Origin of the sequence: Exiguobacterium sp. UBA6282, from assembly GCF_002440475.1 — a bacterium.
In the GTDB taxonomy this organism is placed as follows: domain Bacteria; phylum Bacillota; class Bacilli; order Exiguobacteriales; family Exiguobacteriaceae; genus Exiguobacterium_A.
The window spans coordinates 1-21572 of sequence record NZ_DJUM01000006.1; the positions used below are offsets into that span (position 1 = coordinate 1).

The 21572-nt window shown below is 41.0% G+C and carries 22 protein-coding genes; 14 read left to right on the forward strand and 8 right to left on the reverse strand.

What is annotated here, in order from left to right; all coding sequences use genetic code 11:
- Window positions 1-61 precede the first annotated feature (61 nt).
- Window positions 62-499, forward strand: coding sequence for a GNAT family N-acetyltransferase (locus B2751_RS01245; RefSeq protein WP_290772182.1), 438 nt, complete (start codon window positions 62-64; stop codon window positions 497-499).
- Here B2751_RS01245 and B2751_RS01250 read toward each other — a convergent pair.
- The gene (locus B2751_RS01250) at window positions 491-874 is read right to left on the reverse strand and encodes a GNAT family N-acetyltransferase (protein ID WP_290772184.1); all 384 of its coding nucleotides are present in this window, start codon (window positions 872-874) and stop codon (window positions 491-493) included. The two genes, B2751_RS01245 and B2751_RS01250, sit on opposite strands and share 9 nt — an antisense overlap.
- Entirely contained in the window at window positions 871-1536 is a 666-nt protein-coding gene (locus B2751_RS01255; RefSeq protein WP_290772187.1) for an HAD family hydrolase, read from the reverse strand. Before B2751_RS01255 ends, B2751_RS01250 begins: the two co-directional genes overlap by 4 nt.
- 39 nt (window positions 1537-1575) lie before the next feature.
- Between B2751_RS01255 and B2751_RS01260 the strand changes: the two genes are divergently transcribed.
- Together B2751_RS01260 and B2751_RS01265 are read left to right on the forward strand one after the other, a co-directional pair.
- Complete coding sequence (locus tag B2751_RS01260) at window positions 1576-2421, forward strand: alpha/beta fold hydrolase (protein ID WP_290772190.1); 846 nt, start codon at window positions 1576-1578, stop codon at window positions 2419-2421.
- Window positions 2418-3107 carry an alpha/beta fold hydrolase gene (locus B2751_RS01265; protein WP_290772193.1) on the forward strand — a complete coding sequence of 230 codons (690 nt, stop codon included), beginning with the start codon at window positions 2418-2420 and terminating at the stop codon, window positions 3105-3107. The genes B2751_RS01260 and B2751_RS01265 overlap by 4 nt, the downstream gene beginning before the upstream one ends.
- On the opposite strand, the gene B2751_RS01270 is transcribed toward B2751_RS01265, so the two are convergent.
- Window positions 3069-3959 carry a sensor domain-containing diguanylate cyclase gene (locus tag B2751_RS01270; protein ID WP_290772196.1) on the reverse strand — a complete coding sequence of 297 codons (891 nt, stop codon included), beginning with the start codon at window positions 3957-3959 and terminating at the stop codon, window positions 3069-3071. The genes B2751_RS01265 and B2751_RS01270 overlap by 39 nt on opposite strands.
- A 113-nt stretch (window positions 3960-4072) precedes the next feature.
- Window positions 4073-4591 carry a DUF4256 domain-containing protein gene (locus tag B2751_RS01275; RefSeq protein WP_290772199.1) on the reverse strand — a complete coding sequence of 173 codons (519 nt, stop codon included), beginning with the start codon at window positions 4589-4591 and terminating at the stop codon, window positions 4073-4075.
- Window positions 4592-4786: 195 nt separating this feature from the next.
- Here B2751_RS01275 and B2751_RS01280 point away from each other — a divergent pair, with 195 nt between their 5' ends.
- The 3 genes from B2751_RS01280 (at window position 4787) to B2751_RS01290 (ending at window position 7008) form a co-directional block, all read left to right on the forward strand.
- Window positions 4787-5179 (forward strand): hypothetical protein, encoded by a 393-nt coding sequence (locus tag B2751_RS01280; protein WP_290750545.1) that lies wholly within the window; start codon window positions 4787-4789, stop codon window positions 5177-5179.
- Between the two features lie 107 nt (window positions 5180-5286).
- On the forward strand, window positions 5287-5976 hold the full coding sequence (locus tag B2751_RS01285) for an ABC transporter ATP-binding protein (protein ID WP_290772224.1): 690 nt from the start codon (window positions 5287-5289) through the stop codon (window positions 5974-5976).
- Between the two features lie 63 nt (window positions 5977-6039).
- On the forward strand, window positions 6040-7008 hold the full coding sequence (locus tag B2751_RS01290; protein ID WP_290772228.1) for an LLM class flavin-dependent oxidoreductase: 969 nt from the start codon (window positions 6040-6042) through the stop codon (window positions 7006-7008).
- Between the two features lie 65 nt (window positions 7009-7073).
- On the opposite strand, the gene B2751_RS01295 is transcribed toward B2751_RS01290, so the two are convergent.
- The gene (locus tag B2751_RS01295) at window positions 7074-7802 is read right to left on the reverse strand and encodes an SDR family oxidoreductase (RefSeq protein ID WP_290772231.1); all 729 of its coding nucleotides are present in this window, start codon (window positions 7800-7802) and stop codon (window positions 7074-7076) included.
- An 85-nt stretch (window positions 7803-7887) separates the two neighbouring features.
- Here B2751_RS01295 and B2751_RS01300 point away from each other — a divergent pair, with 85 nt between their 5' ends.
- The 4 genes from B2751_RS01300 (at window position 7888) to B2751_RS01315 (ending at window position 9866) form a co-directional block, all read left to right on the forward strand.
- Window positions 7888-8337: a hypothetical protein gene (locus B2751_RS01300; RefSeq protein WP_290772235.1), complete on the forward strand. Its 450-nt coding sequence runs from the start codon at window positions 7888-7890 to the stop codon at window positions 8335-8337.
- A 284-nt stretch (window positions 8338-8621) separates the two neighbouring features.
- The gene (gene amaP / locus B2751_RS01305) at window positions 8622-9164 is read left to right on the forward strand and encodes an alkaline shock response membrane anchor protein AmaP (protein WP_035407854.1); all 543 of its coding nucleotides are present in this window, start codon (window positions 8622-8624) and stop codon (window positions 9162-9164) included.
- A 15-nt stretch (window positions 9165-9179) separates the two neighbouring features.
- Window positions 9180-9386, forward strand: coding sequence for a DUF2273 domain-containing protein (locus B2751_RS01310; protein WP_290750526.1), 207 nt, complete (start codon window positions 9180-9182; stop codon window positions 9384-9386).
- A gap of 42 nt (window positions 9387-9428) precedes the next feature.
- Entirely contained in the window at window positions 9429-9866 is a 438-nt protein-coding gene (locus tag B2751_RS01315) for an Asp23/Gls24 family envelope stress response protein (protein WP_035407860.1), read from the forward strand.
- Window positions 9867-9931: 65 nt separating this feature from the next.
- Here the strand turns inward: B2751_RS01315 and B2751_RS01320 are convergent, their stop codons facing one another.
- Both B2751_RS01320 and B2751_RS01325 read right to left on the reverse strand, forming a co-directional pair.
- Complete coding sequence (locus B2751_RS01320) at window positions 9932-10492, reverse strand: hypothetical protein (protein WP_290772239.1); 561 nt, start codon at window positions 10490-10492, stop codon at window positions 9932-9934.
- Window positions 10493-11517: 1025 nt separating this feature from the next.
- Window positions 11518-12600 (reverse strand): hypothetical protein, encoded by a 1083-nt coding sequence (locus B2751_RS01325; RefSeq protein ID WP_290772242.1) that lies wholly within the window; start codon window positions 12598-12600, stop codon window positions 11518-11520.
- Between the two features lie 354 nt (window positions 12601-12954).
- Between B2751_RS01325 and B2751_RS01330 the strand changes: the two genes are divergently transcribed.
- The 4 genes from B2751_RS01330 to drmB all read left to right on the forward strand — a co-directional run bounded on the left by B2751_RS01330 (window position 12955) and on the right by drmB (window position 20866).
- Window positions 12955-13917, forward strand: coding sequence for a hypothetical protein (locus B2751_RS01330; protein WP_290772245.1), 963 nt, complete (start codon window positions 12955-12957; stop codon window positions 13915-13917).
- Between the two features lie 82 nt (window positions 13918-13999).
- Window positions 14000-15406: a hypothetical protein gene (locus B2751_RS01335; protein ID WP_290772248.1), complete on the forward strand. Its 1407-nt coding sequence runs from the start codon at window positions 14000-14002 to the stop codon at window positions 15404-15406.
- 8 nt (window positions 15407-15414) lie between these two features.
- Window positions 15415-18963 (forward strand): helicase-related protein, encoded by a 3549-nt coding sequence (locus tag B2751_RS01340; RefSeq protein WP_290772251.1) that lies wholly within the window; start codon window positions 15415-15417, stop codon window positions 18961-18963.
- Window positions 18935-20866: a DUF1998 domain-containing protein gene (gene drmB / locus B2751_RS01345; protein WP_290772287.1), complete on the forward strand. Its 1932-nt coding sequence runs from the start codon at window positions 18935-18937 to the stop codon at window positions 20864-20866. The genes B2751_RS01340 and drmB overlap by 29 nt, the downstream gene beginning before the upstream one ends.
- A gap of 253 nt (window positions 20867-21119) precedes the next feature.
- Here drmB and B2751_RS01350 read toward each other — a convergent pair.
- Window positions 21120-21572 (reverse strand): transposase (locus B2751_RS01350; protein ID WP_290772254.1); only part of this gene is annotated, 453 nt, incomplete at its 5' end.

Sequence of the window (21572 nt, forward strand, 5' to 3'; positions counted from 1 at the left end):
AGGTAGAGGGTCGAGAACGGGTGATGATTCTGTCGTCCACACGATAAGGGGGGAGAGAAATATGACCATCCGGTCTTGGAAAGAAGACGATCTACCGCAATTGGTCGGATTGATGACGCACCTTGGTTATCCGGCAAGCGAGGACGTCTTACGCGAACGATTTTCGCGGATTACTCGTCATCCGGATTATGAATTGCTTGTGCTAGAAGACGACGATATGCTTCTCGGCTGCGTCGGTCTATTTCAGGCGCAAGCGTTCGAGCATGATACGACCTATGTCCGAATCGTCGCGTTCGTCGTCAGTGCGAAACATCGTCGGCGGGGAATCGGTCGCCGCTTGATCCGAGCAGCGGAAGACTGGGCACACGAAAGAGGAGCGACTGCTGTCTTGCTGAACAGTGGCAATCGACTGGAACGCGAAGCAGCCCATCACTTTTATCAAGCAATGGGCTACAGCGTAACGAGCACGAGTTATTCGAAATCACTCGCTTCATCGTGATTTACGGAAACCATGGAAAGCACGAAATCCTTGTTGTTCATAAAAGGAAGCAGATTGACGGGTTGCCAGGAGATCGATCCGCGTCGGATAGGTGAGTTGCAAGTGATCGAGCAACTGTTGTCCGTACCCACGCTTGCGTGCGTTTCGGCTTACGAGGAGCTCACAGACGAACGTCGTCACTGAACCGTCCGTTAAAGCGCGGACATAGGCAAGGATTTCTCCGTCAGACTCAAGGACGAAAGCAGCATTTGTATTCATCCACGCGTTGCGGGTCCGCTCTTGATCAGCAACGAGATCCTGCCACCCTTCTAATGCGTTCAATCGATGAATCTGCTCAAAATCGTCAGGTTGGAAACGGCGAATCTGTTCCGTCATGGCTGGTTCTCCTTTCGTATCAGATCTTGGAGTGGAGCAGGTAACTGGCGCCAGTCCGAAAATTGCGTGTCGGTCAACGGAACATCGCCTGTGCGCTTCCAAATCGCCTGCATGCCGAGGGCGCGCGCCGGTAAGATGTCGTGGTCGTAATGGTCGCCGACATAAAGGACTTCGTCCGGGCGAACACCTAAACGGTCCGTTAAGCGCAAGAAAAATGCCGGATCCGGTTTACGGACGCCTTCTTGTTCCGAGATCCCGATCTGCGTAAAGGAGGGAGACAGTCCGATTGCGTCACAGACGGCACGTTGGAACGTCGTCCGACCGTTCGACAGTAAGCCGATGGGTAGCTCAGGCGGTAATTGCGCAAAAAAGGTGTCGACTCCCGGAAAGCTCCGTGCGAAGATCGGATAACGCGTCACGTAGTCGTGTAGCAGTACTTCAACAGAAAGCGACAATTCGAAGCGACGAATCATTTCCGTATAGACGACGTCCTTCCAGACGCGTCCTTCTTGATCAAGCAATAAGAACGTCGTGATGTAGTCGTCGATCGGAACATGCGCAACTTCACGAAAACGTTGATGCTGATTCCGAAGGAAATAGGGAAGAGAACCGGACCGGTCATGTAACGTCTCGTCTAAATCAAACAATAAAGCACGAATCAAGGTAAACACCATCTTTCAAAGTATAAAGGAGTGATTATAATGGAACGAATTATGCAACATCAGGGAAAACAAGTGACGTACTACGATGACGGTTCGACAGGTCGACCGTTGTTAGTATTACCATCACTCGGTGGAACGTATCAGGACTGGGCGGACATTTTGACGAAACTAACACCGGATTACCGCGTAGTCAGCTTCCATCCGCACGAATGGTCAGACGATTATATGGACGGAACGACCGGCATCTTACGCCAAATCGACCAGTTTCTCAGCGCAACGAATATCACGACCCCGGTCACACTCGTCGGACATTCCTACGGCGGTCTCGTCGCACAAGCTTTCGCTTTACATTATCCGGAACGTGTCGCCGGTCTCGTCCTTGTTGAGGCGACATCCGTTGACTTAGCAGAACTTGATCAGCTCGATACACCGACGCTCGATAAGGAAGGGGACGACGCCGTCTGGATCGAACGATTCGCGGAATTAGCGACAGCAACCGATTTACGTGACCGTTTCCCGGATGGTGACGAACGTATGGACTGGAACCCAGCGTACTATCAGGCGATGCATGCCATCATTTCAAAGTGGAAGAGTGATGCGAAGGCGCTTCAGCCACTCATGCGTGACCTTGGGTTCCCGCTGACCGTTCTCGGTCGGGATAAAACGAACTCAATCCAGACGATGATAACAGCTGGTTTTCCGGAAGATGAACTCGAACGAATGGAAAATAAATGGCAGGAATTAATATGGCGACAGGCGAATCTATCCTATCAGGCGAACGTGACGTTCGTTCCGGGCACATCTCACCTGATGCATCGCGATCGTCCGGACGTCATCGTAAACGCGATATTAACACTACATCAACCGAAGGAGTTTACCGTATGACACGCATGTACGTACTGCATGGGTTAATGGGAACGGCAGCGACACACTTTGCGCCACAACTATCCGGTCTAGCGGATGATTTTACGTTCATTCCGATCGATCTACCTGGTCACGGAATGACGACGGAACCGGCAACGGAGGATTACCTACAACAAGCAACACGTGCCATCCGCGAACGGATGGCACAGGAAGGTCCAGGATGGATTCTCGGGTTGTCGCTCGGCGCGACTCTTGCGATGCAACTGGCACTCGACCCACCGGACGAACTCGAAGGTGTATGTATCACGGGTTTTTCACCATTCATTCCTAAAGCGATGGAACCGCTGATGCGCGAACAACGAGAGTTTTTCCTTAACATCGATCAGCAAGCACCGGAAATTGCCGACCAATTTGAACAGTTGCATGGTCCTGCCTGGAAAACGACAGCACGGGCAGTCCTCGATTTGATGACGTTCCGTTTCCCGGCACTGACGGAATCGATGTTGCAGTCGATCACCTTGCCGGTCGTCATCCTAAACGGAACGAATGAAACGTACGAAGTCAACGCAACCGCGTTCATTGCGGAACACGTGCCGAACGTCATCGTCTTACCGGTCGAGGAAGCAGGGCATACGGCAAATCTCGATCAACCAGAACGTTTCAACGCCTTACTGCTTCAAGCGCATCAATCCATGCTGACGACTTAAGCGTTTTTTCATCTTCTCTTGATACATCCGTGCATCTGCCTCATGCAGGACGTCGTCGATCCGGCGTCCTGTTGTCGAATGAACGGCACCGATCGCGAGTTCAATCTCGTGCGTCGCGAACGTCGAGCGGACGTGTTCGACGAATGCCTCAAACGTGTCAATTGACGCACTATCGTCGATCAAGACGAATTCATCACCACCGATCCGGTAACCATGATCTGTTAAGCGGCGGATGCAAAGTCCTGTTTGTTCAAGCAAGGCGTCACCGACCGCGTGACCGAACCGGTCGTTAAGCTCCTTTAGTTCATTCAAGTCAAGCAGAATCAATCCATACGTCGTCTTCTCTTGATCGAGATCGCGGACAGCCTCGTTGAAGGCATGGCGATTCCCAAGCCGTGTCAAGGCATCAATACGGTATTGATCGAGCAGTGCCTGTTGTGATTTCAACTGCTCGTCAATGTTACGGATCACCCCTTGGATGGCAACAATCTGTCCGTTTTCGCGAATTGGTGTCGCATATTCTTCGAACCAGACGTACGTCCCGTCATTTGTCCGCCAGCGTTGCCGGAACGGTTGATCGTAGTCACAGTCGCCCGAAATTTTCGACATCAAGACTTCGATGTCTTCCGGATGAATCCTTGCAAAACACTGATCCGGATCCATATAGCTGGCTGTTGCCACTCCCTTGCCGATATGGTCATCGAGGGACGGACTGATATATCGGAATCGATATTCCGGATGGACTTCAAACACATAGAAGATATCTTTACATAACGCAATTGTATCCGGTTGTTGCTGGTGGAATAACCGGAAACTGAGCAACATTAAAAGACTACCCATAATCAATCCCAATACAAATATGACGTCCACCTCCTGTACTCATCGTCCATCATATCACGATTGGGTATTATTCCCTATTATTGTAAAAAAACCGCTTCGTTTAGACTACGAAGCGGTTTTTTGGCTTATTCCAATTCAAGTAAAACACGAAATCCGCGGCTCGCATAATAGGAGTCCACTCCATTGTGATAGATGAATGTCGTCTCATAACGACGATCTCCAAACAAAGCGCCACCTTTTTGACGAATCACGTCTGGGGTTGCGAGCCAACTGGAGGTCTTTTCGTCAAACGAAAACTGTGTCTGAAGTTTTTGATATTGTTCTGGTGTCAACAGGTCGAGATCGAGTGCTTCAATCATTGACTCGACGCTAGCTTCGGGCGCATTTTTCTTTCGACCGAGTCGAGCGACTTCGTCAAAACAAACGCTTCGTCGACCAGCTGGACTCTCTTTGACCGTATCGATGATAACGAATCGTCCATCAAGGTTTACGATATTCGGTTCTCCTCCTGTTTGTTCCATCCAAGCGAGTGCTGCTCGTTTTGAGGGTGTCAGGCGTGACTCGACCTCAATAAACGAAAGACCATCGTGGTAATCAGGTGTAGCTTCAAAGCGATCACGAAACACCGTTAATTGTTCATCCATCGATAAAACCTCACTTTCTTATTCTCTTTTTTCATTATTCTATGAATTCGCTCTCATTGCAATCGAACATAGACTGAATAAGTTAATCTGAAGATAATTGACAAATGAAATCGAACTACCTACACTAATTGTACATATTTGGTTTCTGTCACGATCGCGTGTACAGGAATAACATTCAGGAGAGGAGCCAACCGTATGCGCTGGATCAGTTATGCGGCTGTTGTGACGATTCTTTCGTTCTTAGCGTTCACGGCGTATTCGTTCCTGACAACGATTGATTTTGAGATCGTCTATCAGTTCGGGACGTTTGCGATGACGTTATCCTATTTTATCTTTGGGTTACCGATGTTATGGATCGTCCGACATTATCCATTGACCCTTCGGTTGCTTATCTACGTGACGACGAGTAGCGTCGTTCTGTTTTTGTTCATTGGTCTATATGAAGTGTGGCACGAAGCATCGCTGTCTCCACTACCACCAATCGGTAGCATGATTCAGTTCACGACTCTTGCATGTATATTGTTCGTCTTACCGTATGAGATCGTCTATCGTAAAAATTTCGTTTCTATTCAACCGAGAGTTTCCTGACAGTATTCTTGTTCCATAAGAGTACTGTTTTTTATTTCCTTTCATTTAGAAGGAATTACCAATCTATTCTTGAATAGTACGTTATCAAGAATAATGGAGGGGTACATATGGAAGGAACATTTCAATGCAAACAGATGGGAAAATCATTTTCAGGAGACGGCGTCGAGACACATGCGTTACAAGACATCGACGTGACACTTGAGGCGGGCGACTTCATTTCGATCATCGGACCTTCGGGATCTGGAAAATCAACGTTACTCAGTCTAATCGGCACGCTCGATCGACCGACGAGCGGGGAGTTGCATTATGACGGGAAACCAATCAACAAATTGAACAGTAAAGAATTATCCGACTTTCGCTTCGAAAACATCGGCTTCATCTTCCAGCAGTTTCATTTGATTCCGACGCTGACGGCGCTTGAAAATGTCATGGCGCCACTGTTCGGTCGGAAAGTACCGTATGATAAAAAAGAACGCGCCGAGCAGTTACTCGCGCAAGTCGGTCTCGCTGATAAAGCAGGCAGTTTGCCGTCGCAACTTTCCGGTGGACAACAACAACGGGTCGCCGTTGCCCGAGCACTCGTTCATGAACCGAAATGGTTGCTTGCCGATGAGCCAACAGGGAACCTCGATACAGATACGGGAGAAATCATCTTTAATCTTTTACGGTCATTAAACGAAGAGAAAGGGTGTGGCGTCTTGTTCGTCACCCACGACCCGGCACTTGCGGAACGGGCGAATCGAACGATCGAGATGCGAGACGGTGTTATTATCGAAGATCGTCTCGCCCGTGTCTGAGCCTCGTTTTTGAACTCCGTTTCTCCACCCTTTACACTTAAGAGGGTAGAGGAGGAATGCGTGATGCGACTAGGAATACTGGATCAAGTACCATTGCATGAGGGCGATACGGTCGAAGCGACGATGGAAGCGACGGAACGACTCGTCTTAGAAGCCGAGCGACTCGGTTACGAACGGTACTGGTTCGCAGAACACCATAATACGAACGGTTTGCTCAGTGCATCACCGGAGTTGTTCATTGCCCGAATGGGTGCGCAGACTTCAAAAATCAAACTTGGTTCAGGTGGAGTGTTGTTACCGCAATATCATCCGCTAAAAGTGGCCGAGAGTTTTGCAACACTCGACGCCTTTTATCCGGGACGGATCGAACTTGGGATCGGCAATTCTCCAGGTGGAAGTGAGCGGACACGACTTGCTTTGACAGATGGTGAAAAAAATCGAGCAGCTGAGTTTAATCGACTCGTTCAGGAAACGGCTGGATTCTTGACAGATAGTCTATCGAATCGACACCCATACCGGATCGTCAAGACGACACCGCGTGATCGGCAAGCGTCTCCGATCTCAATCCTTGGTCTGTCGCCACGTAGTGCGCAAATTGCTGCAGAACAAGACCGTGGTCTCGTTTTTGGTCACTTTATTAATCCAGATCGTTGGGAAGAGACACTTTCCACTTATCGTGAGGCAGGAGGAACAGACGTCATCGTCTGCGTTTTCGTCATCTGTGCCCCGACGCAAGAAGAAGCAGAACGTCTCGCTCGAACTCAAGATGCCTGGATTCAAGGCGTTCGACTCGGCAATTCAATCGTTCCGTCGTTTGCCTCGACTGAAGCAAAAATCTGGAATGACGTTCAAGCGGAACGGATCCGTAAAGATCGACGGCGAGCGATTGTCGGTACACCGGACGTTGTTGCGCAGGAGCTTGAAGCATTAGCAACGCGTTATCAAACAGATCAGTTTTTACTCATCAACAATGCCTTTGATCAAGAAAAGCGATTGCAGTCGTACCAGCTCATCGCGGAGCGACTTCTTTAAACAGAATAGGACCCCTCAATAGCTGTTTTGCTAATGAGGGGTCCTGTCTACACATCTACATTCAATTAACGTTGCGCTGTTGGACGAATTAAGATCTCGTTGACCGCGACATCTTCTGGTTCGTTGACAGCATATGCGATGGCACGCGCAATCGCGCTCGCATCAATGGCTTTCAAGTCACCAATTCCTTGTTTGACCTCTTCATCCGAGATATGGTCCTTCAATTCCGTATCGACCGCTCCCGGTGAGATGATTGTTGCACGGATGTGATTGTCGACCGATTCTTCCTTACGAAGACCTTCCGTGATGGCGCGCACCGCGAATTTCGTACCGCTGTAGACGGCGCTCGACGGCATGACTTCATGACCGGCGACAGAAGAGATGTTGATGACATGTCCGCTTTTTTGTTCGCGCATATACGGCAGGACTGCTCCGATTCCATGGAGGACCCCTTTAATGTTGACATCGACCATCGTGTTCCATTCGTCCTGCTGATTCTTATGGAGGTGCGATAGTGGCATTAATCCAGCGTTGTTGACGATGACATCAACAGAACCATACTTGTCTTTAGCAAGTTTTGCGAGCGCATCAACTTGCTCACGATCGGTAACATCCGTCACTTGATAAACGGCTTGACCACCTTCAGCTTCAACCGCTTTGACAAGCTCTTGCAAACGATCTTCCCGACGTGCCGCAAGAACGAGTTTTGCTCCTTGTTTCGCAAGCTCTTTCGCGGTTGCTTCCCCGATACCGCTTGATGCCCCTGTAATGATGACGACTTTATCTTGAATCATCTGAACTCCTCCTTCTGAATAACGTACTCCTTGAGAGATATTGCCGCTTTTGTTGATTTAAAAACATCAAGTAGGAGGTTTGTCTATGAAACGTTTTCTATTTATTGGATTGATTGTGATTGCGATTGCAGTCGGATGGTTTTTTTCACGTGATCCATTTCGACATCAACCACCAGAACCTACCGTGACAATCGAAAACCGTGAAGTAAAGGTATATAGAGGTACCTATAGTTGGTCAGGCATGTTTCGCGGGGAAACAGCTGATGCAAAGGCCGAAGCCGTCGATTTAGTAAAAGGTGATTCGAGTACGCGAACAAATCCTGAAGATCGATTGACGATTCGTTTTGAAGACGGACCAGCTCCGAAGTCCGTCGCGATGATCTTATGGTCGGTCAAAGATCATAAAGAGATGAAAACATATAAGAAGATTGAGCGGATTACCGTTCCTTCGACTCCCGGAAAGTATGTCTATCAGATTAAAGCCGATTGGAAAGAAGGTAATGGCGATTTTGCCTTTCCAATTGATGTGAAGTGAATAACGGGACAAAAACATATTGACAGGATATATGTTTAATGGTAAACGATTCGAATGCTGACCTCTTTTTAAGTGGAAAGAGGTCTTTTGCGTGAAATATAGTAAATAAGGCACTAGTTTTGATTGATTTAGTCTGAATAATCAGAATATATGAACATTTTGACGAAAGTGTATTTGAATGTTTCGGGTTCTAATGAACGGGAATAAACACACCATACACATAATATTTCATGTGTTGAATCACCTAGGTGAAAGAAGTCAATAATCGTAAAGGAGAGGTGCAGATGAATGGGTTCAATCGATTCTTACTCGTCATCATAGGCATACTCGGACTAATCAGTGTCGGGCTGCTTGTGCTCGGTGTGTATGATGTTCCACGGCTTAGTTCGTTAATCGAGCAGTGGCAGGATCAGCAATGGTATAGCTATACCGTTCTATCCATTGGAGGATTTTTAGCATTCGTATTCGTCATTCTATTATTCACAGGATTATTTAGCCGCTCGAAAGGTCAACGACTGTTGATTCAAACGGGTGACGGAACGATTACGATTTCGAAGGAGACGATCGAACGGACGGCTTTAGAGTCGATTCGTGGGATCGGTGGTGTACGGACACCGCGTGTCCATGCCGATATCCATTCGAAAAAAGAAACGGTCGCTTTAAAAGTCGACTGCTCGGTCTTTGGACAAGATGGGTTACCGACGATTGCGAAGGAAATTCAAGAACGAGCTAAACAAGCTGTCGAATCCTTACTTGAGTTGCCAGTAACGAGTACGAAAGTCACGATCAGTGACACGAAAACGAAAACATCGGAACGTGTCGTCTAAAGGAGGAGAGGGAACATGAAGACAAGAGAAGCACTCTATCCGTATCGGTTCCGACTGATCGGGGGACTTGCCGGTCTAATCCTCGCCATCTTATTCCTGACGATTGGCTTTGGTCCGACAATCCTTATCGTTGCCTTCGCAGCAATTGGATTTTTAATTGGAAAATGGCGCGATGGTGCGCTCGACATTGAAGGGTGGATTCAGTTCTTTCAAAAGGACTGATTCATATATAACTTACTAAACATTTAAAAGGAGAGATTTCAAATGGCAAACGAAGTAAACCCAACAACTGAAAACGAAGTGGTACGCGAGAATAAATTGACATTCGAAGATCAAGTCATCAAAAAAATTGCTGGGATCGCGTCGAACGAAGTGACAGGCATCTTGTCAATGAGTGGTGGATTCATGAGTGGACTGACGGATCGTCTCCGGAGCACGGAAGACATCACAAAAGGAATTGGTGCCGAAGTGGGTGAACGTCAAGTTGCACTCGATTTGAAAGTCATCGTCGAATACGGCAAAAATATTCCGTCGATCTTCCAAGAGACAGTCGCTAAAATCAAAAAATCAATCAGTGACATGACAGGTCTTGAAGTCGTTGAAGTCAACATGCATGTTGAGGACGTCATGACACGTGCCGAGTTCGAAGCGAAAAATAAATCGAACAACGAACAAGAAGAAAAAAGCCGTGAACTGCAATAAGCAAGTCGAAAGACCCGACAAACTCGTCGGGTCATTTTTTATGTGTGTAAAAAATGACGTGATTTTCAAAAGTAGCGGATGGATGAGGTACGATAGCCACAGTAATAATTATTGTTTGAGAAGGGGATGTATCTTTGAAACAAAACGATCCGTATTATATCTGTCCCGTCTTCTTCTCGGATCACTTTACTGTCTTGAGACTTGTCCAATGTCAATTCAATGAGGACTGGACGCGTCATATCTTGAACGCGTTTTTTTAGCGTGAGATTTTGCTTCACCACATTCAAGAAATGATGGCTGCCTTCTACAAGGGAAACTTGAAGGAACTTCAAACGATCCATCATCTTTTGAATGGCAAGTTTGTGACCACAGTATTTTGGCAAGAAACCTTTAATCTCGTCATAGGTAAGGATAGCTTGGTCATGTGATTGAACATGGATATCTTTTTCAACTTGTACGAGTGTACGTAACGCAAGGCGCAAAGCGTTCACGTTATCAAGCGTGAGCAGTTCGGAAAGAAGATCATGCCAAATAGACGTGTACCCGGTCTTCGAAACAACAGAGGCTCCGTCAACATAAAGGTCACGATAATTCTCAAGATAATCGGTTAGTTCAATCGAGAGCACTCCAGGGAAATGCCGGACAAGCCGTAATGNNAGGAAAATGCCGAAAAAGCCGTAACAAGCCATGGCTCTCAAATATTTTTAAGTTATTATGTAAAGAACGGACAGACGTATGAGCGGAAGAAGCAAGCTCAGTATCTTCCATAAATTCAATCTTACCTTGGTCATCTGTATAAGAAAGAAGTGTGAGGACATGGCGAATCCGTGACTTTGTCCACTTGAAAGAAGTGAAGCATGTAGGGATGTTATAGTGATGCTGTTCATAGCGATAGTGATCAGCTCGTTTCGTCCAACGAGTTAAGCCACTCATCGCGACGAGTAGTTTGTTTGCAACTAAAATGTGACGGTTTTTGTAAGCCACGTACCCTACACCTCCTCTATCCTAAAATATGCTAGTTTTAGTATCTTGTTCTTTCGAGATAGTGTCAAAGTGTGGATTTGGTACGATGTATCGCGACCAAATTTGATGAAACGTTGATGTTAAGCCATTTTAGAGCTATAAAAATGTGTCATTTCAGTACGAGGGTTTGCGACCATTTTTAAGAGACAGGCACTTAATTTTTTTTGGGGTTTTTCATCAAAAAGTTGAGAAGTGTCGTTTCAGTACGACAAATTGCGACAAAAACCAAATAAATGTCGTTTCGGTACAATGATCCGCGACCAAATTAAGAGGCGTGTCATTTTAGTACGGCAATTTGCGACCAAATTCAATTATAATGTCGTTTCAGTACGCACTTTTACGAATCATTTCACCCTAAAGCGAACAATTTGGTAAGAATGTTCTTTCTAAATTACTCATAAGTGTCATTTCAGTACGACAAGCTTATGCAGCTAATTAGCAAAAATGATTTGATCACATCACTTAATTGTAGATTGAAAGGATGGAACTGATAGTTATACGCTGGCGTTCACCTGGATTTAATTATCAATCCACCAAAAAAACGTTCCATGTGAAACATAAACTAAAGAGTAAGCATAAAAAAGAAGAAGCCTTTAATATAGTACGCTTCTTCTATGTTTTGTTCCTATTAGAGTAGCAATGTATCGGGATGATTTGATAACTCCCATGATTCGAGTGGGTAAAACGTGAAGAAATAGTAGTCGCCGGAGCGGTGCCAATCTTTCAAGATGAACTCATGTTCTTTGATACGGTCAAGATTTGCCTCAAGTTCTCGCAAGTTCTCTGACTTTCGTGATTTATTGAAACGAATCGAATAAGTAAATTGACGCCAATGCCGACGAACCGGGCTTTGCTCCCCTGTCTGAAGCGACGCAATGCGTTCTTTTTGAAGAACGAATGCCAAATGATAGGCAAAGCTCCCTTTTAACTGTTCAATCTGTTCACCGTAGATACTGACGATTTGCTGCTTGAGTAGATCATCATACACTTCTTCAGCTAATGTGACGATGACCTGACTATCCGCAAGGGTTGTGGCGTTCTTGATGGTAACGGAAGAGAAGAGGCCACGGATAAAGAAATCGCCTTCTTCATTGTGCCCAGCTACTCGATAATAACCAAGTTTCATAAGGCGTTTTGTTGTTAAGTCATAGCTCTTTCCACTTTTGTTAGCATAGAGTTTTTCAACTAATTGAACGAGTGGGAAGATGATCTTGCGACTCGTTTGGAACGAGATATCCCGGTATGACAAGATTTCGGTGAAGGCCTCGAAGTCTTTTGCGTCTAGATCAGGTACTTTACCATTTAACTCTTGAATAAACTCTTTACTAACTAGAACAGAAAGGTTCTGTGGGACGCCATCTTTATATTTCGGGACGACCGAGTCGTAGTTTAAAAGCTCGAGGTTAAGCTGTGATGCTTCATTGAGCTTCTCATCAAGTTGATCTGTTTTATTTTTGATGCGACCAGACATCCCGAAAAATGGAATATCAACAGCAAGTGTCGGTGAATGATGTGCTACACGCTTAGTTGAATCAATTTCCTTTGCAACTTCCCCTAATATCATGAGCACATCTGTTTTTAACGTCGTAGTTTTTTGATTGACGGTTTTTTGAGACCAGTACGGATATGTGTGGATTAGTTGGTTTGGGTCTTCTGCCCACTCTTCAATCTCGCTGATACAAAGATTCATGTAGTCTTCAATTGTTTTCACGTGAAACTCTTTGTAGAGTCCTTCAAGACCTGCAACTTTTACATAGGCTGAGATCATGTCGTGTTTGGCTCGAAGTTCTTTGTTATAACCACGATTCTCTTGATAATTTCGCACAAATACCGTAAAGCTTTAAAAATATACGCCGGCGCATACTTTTAAAGCTTTACGACTATTTACAATTTTAATCTCGCTAAAAGCTAATAGAGAATTTCTATCCAGAAATCAGAAAATGTAAGATAATAGAGAGGTAATTCTATCCAGTGATCAAGTGGATAAAAAATTCTACTTTATAAACATGTAATCACTATGTTTACTTTTAAATTAAGTGAAAAAGCATTTGGAAGGAAGTATGTCATGAGTTTGAATCAATGGAAATATAAAGACTCTAACTCAAGGTTTGTTGAGTTAGAGTCTTGGATGAATTTTAGCATGGAATTGGCCACTTATACAAAGACACAAAATAAGCAACTAAAAATATACATATCTGTACCGTCTGGTTTATTATTTTCTTATTTTTTTGCGTTGGGTTGTATTGAATATGATTTTAAGAACCCTACTAAAGAGCTATTACTAAAAAATTATTTGGGCTTAAAAGAAGGTCAAAGAATTCTTTATAGGACAGGGGAAGAGTGGATTGCTCATTCTGTTATAAAAGTCGGGACGTTTCCTGATACAGAAAAAAAAGCAATTATTATTAAGGATAGATCTAATTCAATAACTTATATACCTGAAGAAAGATGGTTCACACATGTAAGAATACATGTAGATGGAACAGATAAAATCAAAAACATTCGGCGAGTAAAAAACATAGAAAATATAATAGATAATGAAAAATTAAGAAAGCTATATTCAGAAGAAAACTTAAACTTGTTGATGATGCAAAATACAGCATATACTCTCTTGTTTGCCAACAAAAACGAATGGAGAGAAAATTTATCTGTTATAGCACTTAAAAATAGTGAAAACATCATAAGTATGAATGAGTTATTTTTTGATGGAACAGAAGGAACATTTAAAAATTTTCAATACATTCAAAGAGATGTAACTTCTGACGTTCATGTAGATGCAGCAATTATATTACTCGGAAGTAACCGAGGGCTGAGGATGTTGCATCAGTTTGTAAATCACAAATGCATAATTATTGTCGATCAACATGAGTCAGAGGAAAGAGTAGAAGAGTTGCAAAACGAAATCAAAAATGATGTTCTAACAAATAATGCACTAATCTTTAACAATGAACTAAGAGAGTATATGGAAAGAAAATCAGTAGAAATTCCTAAAGGGGTTGAAGTCTTTGCGTGGGTCTCGAAGAGTTAATATTGATTTAGCAAATAAGTTCCATTCGTCGTCAACGAAAATTGAATTCGTTAAGGTAGAACATAATCTCATAGGGCAATTAATGAATGAATTAAAACAGTTGAAAAATGAGGTTGAAAAATATTATACATATGATCTTGCTCTAATAGAAAAAACAGAAGTTTTTATAAAAACATGTCGAAAAGTAGTCGATACTTTTTCTTGCTATAGTAGTTATTTTGAAGAAAATGACGACATAATTAGAGAATATTTTTCAAACACCAAGAGAAAAAAATATGAAGACTTATTTAATAACAATATTCAGCCGATAATAAATATTCTAAGAACTTTAAGAGAAGAAAAAACAAACTCTTACATTAAACAACTGACTGATTTGACTATAGAATACGACTTTCTTGAAAATGACACATATATTGTGACAAAAAAAGAACTAACAATAAATTATATAAACCTTAATGGAAAAAGATATCAAATTTTAAGAGATAAAGAGCTTATAGAAAGAGGTATTTATGCGAAAACACTTATATTTATAGGCACTCCGAGTTATTTCGACTCTAAATTTTCGCAAGTGTTCTATGGGGAGGAAATTTTCTTTTTAGGATATAGCTGCTTTGAAAATCGTTTAATAAAAAAACAGTCATTTTCAGATTTAACTTCACCTGATAACTATATAAACACTATATACCAGAATGTAACTGTAGAAAAAGGTTATTCAGGAATAAACTATAAAGACACTTTTTTAAAAGGAAATGAAGAACAATCAAAAAAAATTATTATTAACGATTTAGATAAATCTTTAGAAAGTACATCAGAAGGAAGTATAGAAGTAAAATTAGCAACAATCTCCCATAATAATTTTGTTTTCTTACCTTTAAAACAAAAGATTAATGTAATCATAAGAGACTCTCTGGAAATCACTCAAAAAGATATTAAAGACATTAATATAGGGGATCTCTTAATTTTTCGAGATTTAAACGCTACTTCATTAGTTCGAGAAGAAGCAGATAAAATACTAGGTCATAAAGCCATCCCATATAGAGAGAGCTTAGAAAAGTGGAAGATGAGATTACGCTTTAATGTTAAACAAAAAGGAATAAACAAAGTCTCGAAGATCTTGACGGAAAAATACGGGATTAAAGTTGCAAAAGAAGAAAATATTAAAAACTGGATGGAAATTGATTCTATTAAACCTTCGTGCTTAAGTGACCTGTTAGATGCTTTTAAATTTGATTCGGAAGAAAAAAGTAGAATATTGAAAGCAGCGTCTGAGATCAGTAGCGCCCATATTGCGGCTGGGCACTATATTTCTCGTACTTTAAAAGGTGAGTTAAATAACAATGTGGAAAATATAATTGACGAAAATGGATATTATTCATTTAAATCTAAAGAATTTGAAGGCTCTTATATAAACATTGAAGAAATAAAAAGCATTTCTGAAACGACTTATTTTATTTCAGAAGACAGTATATTAAAAATTATAAAAGGATAGGTGGAAAAATGAATTCAATATTAGATCGTGCTTTATCAAACCGTGAACGTTTAATTGAAGCAATTGAACAAGAAATTGTAGGTCCAAGTAATATTCAACACACCACGAAGCCATTAAATATAATTGGAAATACTACCTTTACAACTTTTGAAGAACTGAATACTAATTATTATTGGAATAAAGCAAATTTAAAAGAGGAGATTATTCGAAAAGATAATCCATCGCGACGATATGCTGCAGGAATGTTATATCCTATAAAACTCAAAGAACTGGACATTATAGAAGAAGAGACTGTAATCGATGTCGTGAATGAAGAAGTACCTGAATTTTATGCAAAATTAGATGATGTAAAGAAGGAAGACATAATTGAAGATTCTGGAGTAGAAAATTCTCTTTCTAGTATCAAACAAAATGAAAGTATGCCTTCCAGTATGGGGATTACTTTTTGTTTATCCAAAGAGGTAAATAACTTCAAAATTAAATTCACAGCAGGTGTCTATGATAGACACAAAATTTATGTGGATATTAATAGCAATAGTGCCAGCAATAAAAAAAATCGCTATAAATATGATGAAGACTGGTGGTTACGTACCTCAGTTTTCGCTGATGAAGAAATACAGCTACAAGACTTCGATCTAAAAAAACAGACTAGCATAAAAAGAATTCCTTTAGTGGTTTATGACAACGGGGAAAATAAGATTGAAAAAATAAAACTAGAATTACATATTCAATTGCGGGTGAAAGACCAATATCAGTTAGTATCAGTGACAGTGATAAATGTCTCTGCTCCCACGGAAAAATATAATGTAAACGAGTTTACTTTATTTCAATCATGTTTAAGTATAAAAGCTAATCGAAATAGCTTTTTGAATTATCCTAAAATTTCACAAAGGAATCTTGATTTAACGAATGATGAATGGAACAATGAGCTACTATTCAAAAATAAACATAACTACGCTTTTGGTCATGGATGTTCCGTTACCTGGGATCAATATTCTGATGGTATCGAAGAAATAAGTTCAACATTTATTCCAACTTATGAAACAGAGAGTATGACCCCAGACGTTACGATAAATATTAAAAATAAAGAAGAAAAATTAAAAATCGAAATGCAAGCCTTAATGAATGTTGAAAATTATGATGAATTACTGCATATATTACAACCTTTAGTTTCAGGATATAAAAACTGGATTATCGAGCGTGAAAATGAAGTAGCGGGTTTACAACAAGAACTAAAAAAAGCAGCTCATACTAATTTAGAACTTTGTAAAGATAGTTTGAGAAGAATTGAAAAGGGACTTGAAATATTAGAAAGACCTAAGGTTTTGAAAGCATTTAAGTTAGCTAATCGTGCAATTTTATTGCAGCAAATACAAGGTAAGGCACCGCGAAAAGCTTTTTTTGAAAAAGAAAATAATACACTAAATTTAATTATCGAGGACTTATTGACAGAATCACAAGTGAATATTCATGCGCTAAGTTCATATCATAATAGCTGGCGGGCTTTTCAAATAGCTTTCTTATTGTTATCTATTCAATCTTTAGTTGAAAAAGAATCTTATGATCGGAACATAGTTGACTTGATATGGTTTCCAACAGGCGGTGGTAAAACGGAAGCATATCTTGGAGTTGCAGCGTTTCAAATGTTCTACAGACGGTTGCTAGATAATGCTGATACAGGTGTAGATATTATGATGCGTTATACACTTCGTTTATTGACAGCTGATCAGTTCCAGAGAGCATCAAGGTTAATATGTGGAATGGAATACGTAAGACGAGAAAATGAAAAAGAACTGGGAGAAACTCCTTATTCTATTGGGATCTGGGTAGGATCAAGTACTTCGCCCAATACAAATAAAGAAGCATTTGCCCAAGTAAAAGCAATGAGCAAATCAAAAGGTCCTGAAAATTTAGTCGTAACAAGGTGCCCGTGGTGTGGCTGCCAGATTGGGAAAGTTGAAGTTAGAGGAAAAAATTCGAAACGTAATGAAAGTGAAGTAATAGGCTTTAAAAAGGAAAATAATCAATTTCTAGTGAGATGTCCTGATAAAAAATGTGATTTTCATAACGAAATTCCAGTTTACTTTGTAGATGAAACAATCTATAAAAAAAAGCCAACATTTTTAATTGGAACAATCGATAAATTTGTTCAGTTGACATGGAGACCTGAGGCGAGACAGTTATTTGGATTAGATGGGAAGGGAGAACGCGTCGTTTCTCCTCCACAAATAATTGTTCAAGACGAGCTGCATTTAATTTCAGGTCCTTTAGGAACTCTTGCTGGATTATATGAAGTATTAATTGAAGAATTATGTATTGACGATCGAGGTAAGACACCAATTAAACCAAAAATTATTGCAGCAACTGCAACCATTAAAGATTTTCAGGAGCAAGCAAAATGTTTATTTGGAAGAGATAATTCGAGTTTATTTCCAAGCCCAGGTATCGATATAGATGATTCGTTTTTCTCAAAAGTGGCAATTGACGAGAATGGTAAACCAATGCCAGGTCGAAAATACGTTGGTGTATTTACATCAAAAGTACGTTTGTTGATGGCACAAGTCATGACATATTCAGCAATCTTGCAAGAAGTAGAGAGTTTTTCTGAAGATGAAAGAGATCCGTTTTGGACATTACTTTCTTTCTACAATAGCTTGAGAGATCTAGGAGCAGGGTTAAACTTATTTAACAGTGATATACCCACTTATATAAATTCATTAGTAAAACGAGAAGAATTAAAAAATAGTAGATATTTAGCTTCACCACTTGAATTGACTTCCCGAAAGCAGAGTAACGAAATTGCTAAAACAATAGATGATTTAAATGTGTCTTATGCTGAAAAAGATAATAAAAAGAGAACTAAGGCGCTCTCATCCTGTTTAGCATCGAATATTATTGAAGTTGGAGTTGATATTGACCGATTATCTTTAATGGGTATTATTGGTCAGCCTAAAATGACTGCTCAATACATTCAAGTGAGCGGTCGTGTTGGGAGAAGACCGTATGAAAGACCAGGTTTAATTGTGACTGTATATTCAAACCAAAATTCACGTGATAAATCACACTTTGAACATTTTAATGAGTATCACCAAAGATTATATGCACAAGTGGAAACAACAAGTTTAACCCCCTTTTCTACATCCGCATTAGAAAGAGGATTAACAGCTGTTATTATAGGTTTTATGCGTCAACGGCTTGACAGCCCAATCGCAAATTTTCCAACATCTAAAGAAATTCAACGTGCTATAAAAGATGAACGTTTCAAATCTTTTTTGCGTCGTTTTGAAGAACGAGTAACCTTAATTGACCCAGCTCAGTTAACCATTTGGAATGATACCTTAACTATATTTATGAACCGACTATTAAAAGGTCGCTATGAAACCTGGTCTGTTTCTGAGGTGGAAAGAGGATTAATGTATCAGGCAGGCAAGTTAAAAGATGGAGAAAAATATATAAACAGTATTCCTGTAATAAATTCGTTAAGAAGTGTAGATGCTGAAAGCAGGGGTTCTATCGTCGAACTTGAAAGTGAAAGTGAGGAAGAATTTATTTGGTGAAAAAATTGAATCTGGTGAGAAAGGTGATGAATTGATGCGACAGTTACCAATGAGGCGTTCTAAATTAGTTGGGACAGAAGGACCTGGATCATTAGTAATTAGCCCAGAAGGAGAGACGGCTGTGGTAGGGGCTTTAGATCTTTGGTTCAGGGACTTTAAGGGTGAAAAAGCAAAAAACATTGAAGAATTCATAGTTAATGAACCTAGGTTAAAATCAGTATTAAAAGTAGATAAGTTTTATACACCACCTGATTTTAGAAAAATAACAAATAGTCTAGAACAAGGTCCAAATAGTAATTTAATAGTGCCGCTAATGCGTTTTCCAAGATGGCATTATTGTAGTTACTGCAAGTCATTAAAGAAACTTGAACTTGATCAATCTTCAGTTTACTTAAATTGTAGTAAATGTGAGACGAAAAGGTATTTCAAACAAGTTCCTTTTGTAGTTATTTGTGAGCATGGGCACTTGTCTGATTTCCCATGGGCAAAATGGGTTCACCATAATGAAGATACTACATGTACTGATCATTTGAAAATTCGAATGAGCGGTGGGACAACACTAGACTCATGGGTAGTTGAATGTGAGAGGTGTAATAAAAGTCGTAGTTTAAGAGGAGTGACAGTATCAAATTCCACTCAAGGAAATAGTAGTGTTTTAGGAGACTCGTTAAATGAAGAAAGATCTCGAAAATATACTTGTGAAGGGGAAAAACCTTGGTGTGGTAATGAAAAAGAAGAATGTACAGGCGTCCCGGTAGCGATATTGCGTAACTCTGTAAATGTGTACATGGCGAAAAAAATCAGTGCATTAGCTATTCCTGGAGACTACAGTGAAAATGTTGATGCAATTGTAGCTAAAATTCAATCACAGAGTAGATACACATTGCGTATCAAACTTGATGTGATAGAGAGTTTAGAGAAAAAAATTCAGGCAGTGCGAGAAGAGCTGAAAATGGAATTTATAACAGAGCTTACTGATGAAGATATAAAGGACGCTTTAATGTATCTAGAGGCTGGAGAAGAATATCAGTATACTGAAGACGAATTAGAAAAGCCAGGGTTAGTAATCAAACAAAAAGAATTTGAAAAACTAGTTTCTGAAGTCAATTCAGAAGAACTAAAAGTAAGAACAGAATGGATATTTGAAGATGAAGCTGATGACAAGAATCACTACTACAAACCATATTTAAATCGTTTATCAAGAGTAATTAAACTAAAAGAAACTACGGCCTTGTATGGTTTTGATCGTCGTGATTATAAAAATAGCACCGAGTATAGTTCTTACTATCCCTCACTTTATAAAGATTATGAAAATGCTCCAGAAAAATGGTTACCGGTTAACGAAGTATATGGAGAGGGTATCTTTTTACAATTGAAGCTGAGTAGAATTGAAGAATGGGAATCTTCTCCTCAAGTACAGAAATACTTTAATCAATATCTAGAGCGTATTAAAGATGTAGAGCACCGTGACGAAACGATTCTCAAGCCCAGTAATATAATGTTGCATACACTATCTCATTTTTTAATAGACGAACTTGCAAATGTTTGCGGGTATAACCGTGCATCTATCAGAGAAAGACTATATCTAGGTAGTGAGCAAGCGGGTGTTCTTATTTATATTTCTGCGGGAGATTCTGAAGGAACATTAGGTGGGCTAGTTCGCTTAGGTTTAGAGGAGAATTTCTTTCATTTATTAGATAAAGCAATAAATAATGCTGATTGGTGTAGTTCTGATCCAGTATGTTCAGAACTTGGAAGTAAACAAGGGCAAGGTGTAAATAATTTAAATGGCGCTGCATGCTATAACTGCTCACATATACCAGAGACATCTTGTGAATTTTGGAACTTGTATTTAGATAGGAGTTTATTAGTGGATGAAGAGATTGGTTTCTTTAAGAGGTAAGCAAATGTGGGTTTTATTTTCGCTCTTTGTTTTTATCTAGTTACGCAAATATGTTAGGGTATTTCCTAATCGATATTATCAAATGTCACATTGCTAAATTCGCTTACGAAAATGCTCTAGATGTTTAGCTACCTATCATCATCAGATACTTAATGATCTTGTTCTAGATCTCTAATGACTTTTTCATAATTTCCTCAAAATGAATGAGTTTAAAAATAATATTGGCTCATCACCATAACTCGTGGTTGCTATTTTAACGACCGATTTCTAGATACAACCTTAAAAAGAACCGTTCAAGGTTTCGATAGCCATAACCACGGCGTTTGATGAGCTTGATTTTGTTATTCGTTCCTTCCATCTTTCCGTTCGATAGACGGGACACGATTGTTCGACGCATCGCTTCCTCTCGGTTCTGGATCGATTTCGCGATCTTCGCCAGAGGCCCGCAAGGATGGGACTGATAACGATCCAACCAATCGGTCAGTCGACGTTTCGCCTGTCCATGGCACGTGGTCTTCAGCACATATCGGATATGTTGAAGTCCTTGATAGAGGTCCCGGGTGAACGGATCTTCCCGAAGGCAAGAATCGGCGACCTCCCGGTCTTCGGGGGACAGCGTCTCCGGACGACAGGCGAGAGCACGGTCAATCACACGGACATGATGGTGACGTTTCACCTCGTTCAAAAAACGACGCCGACGGCGAAG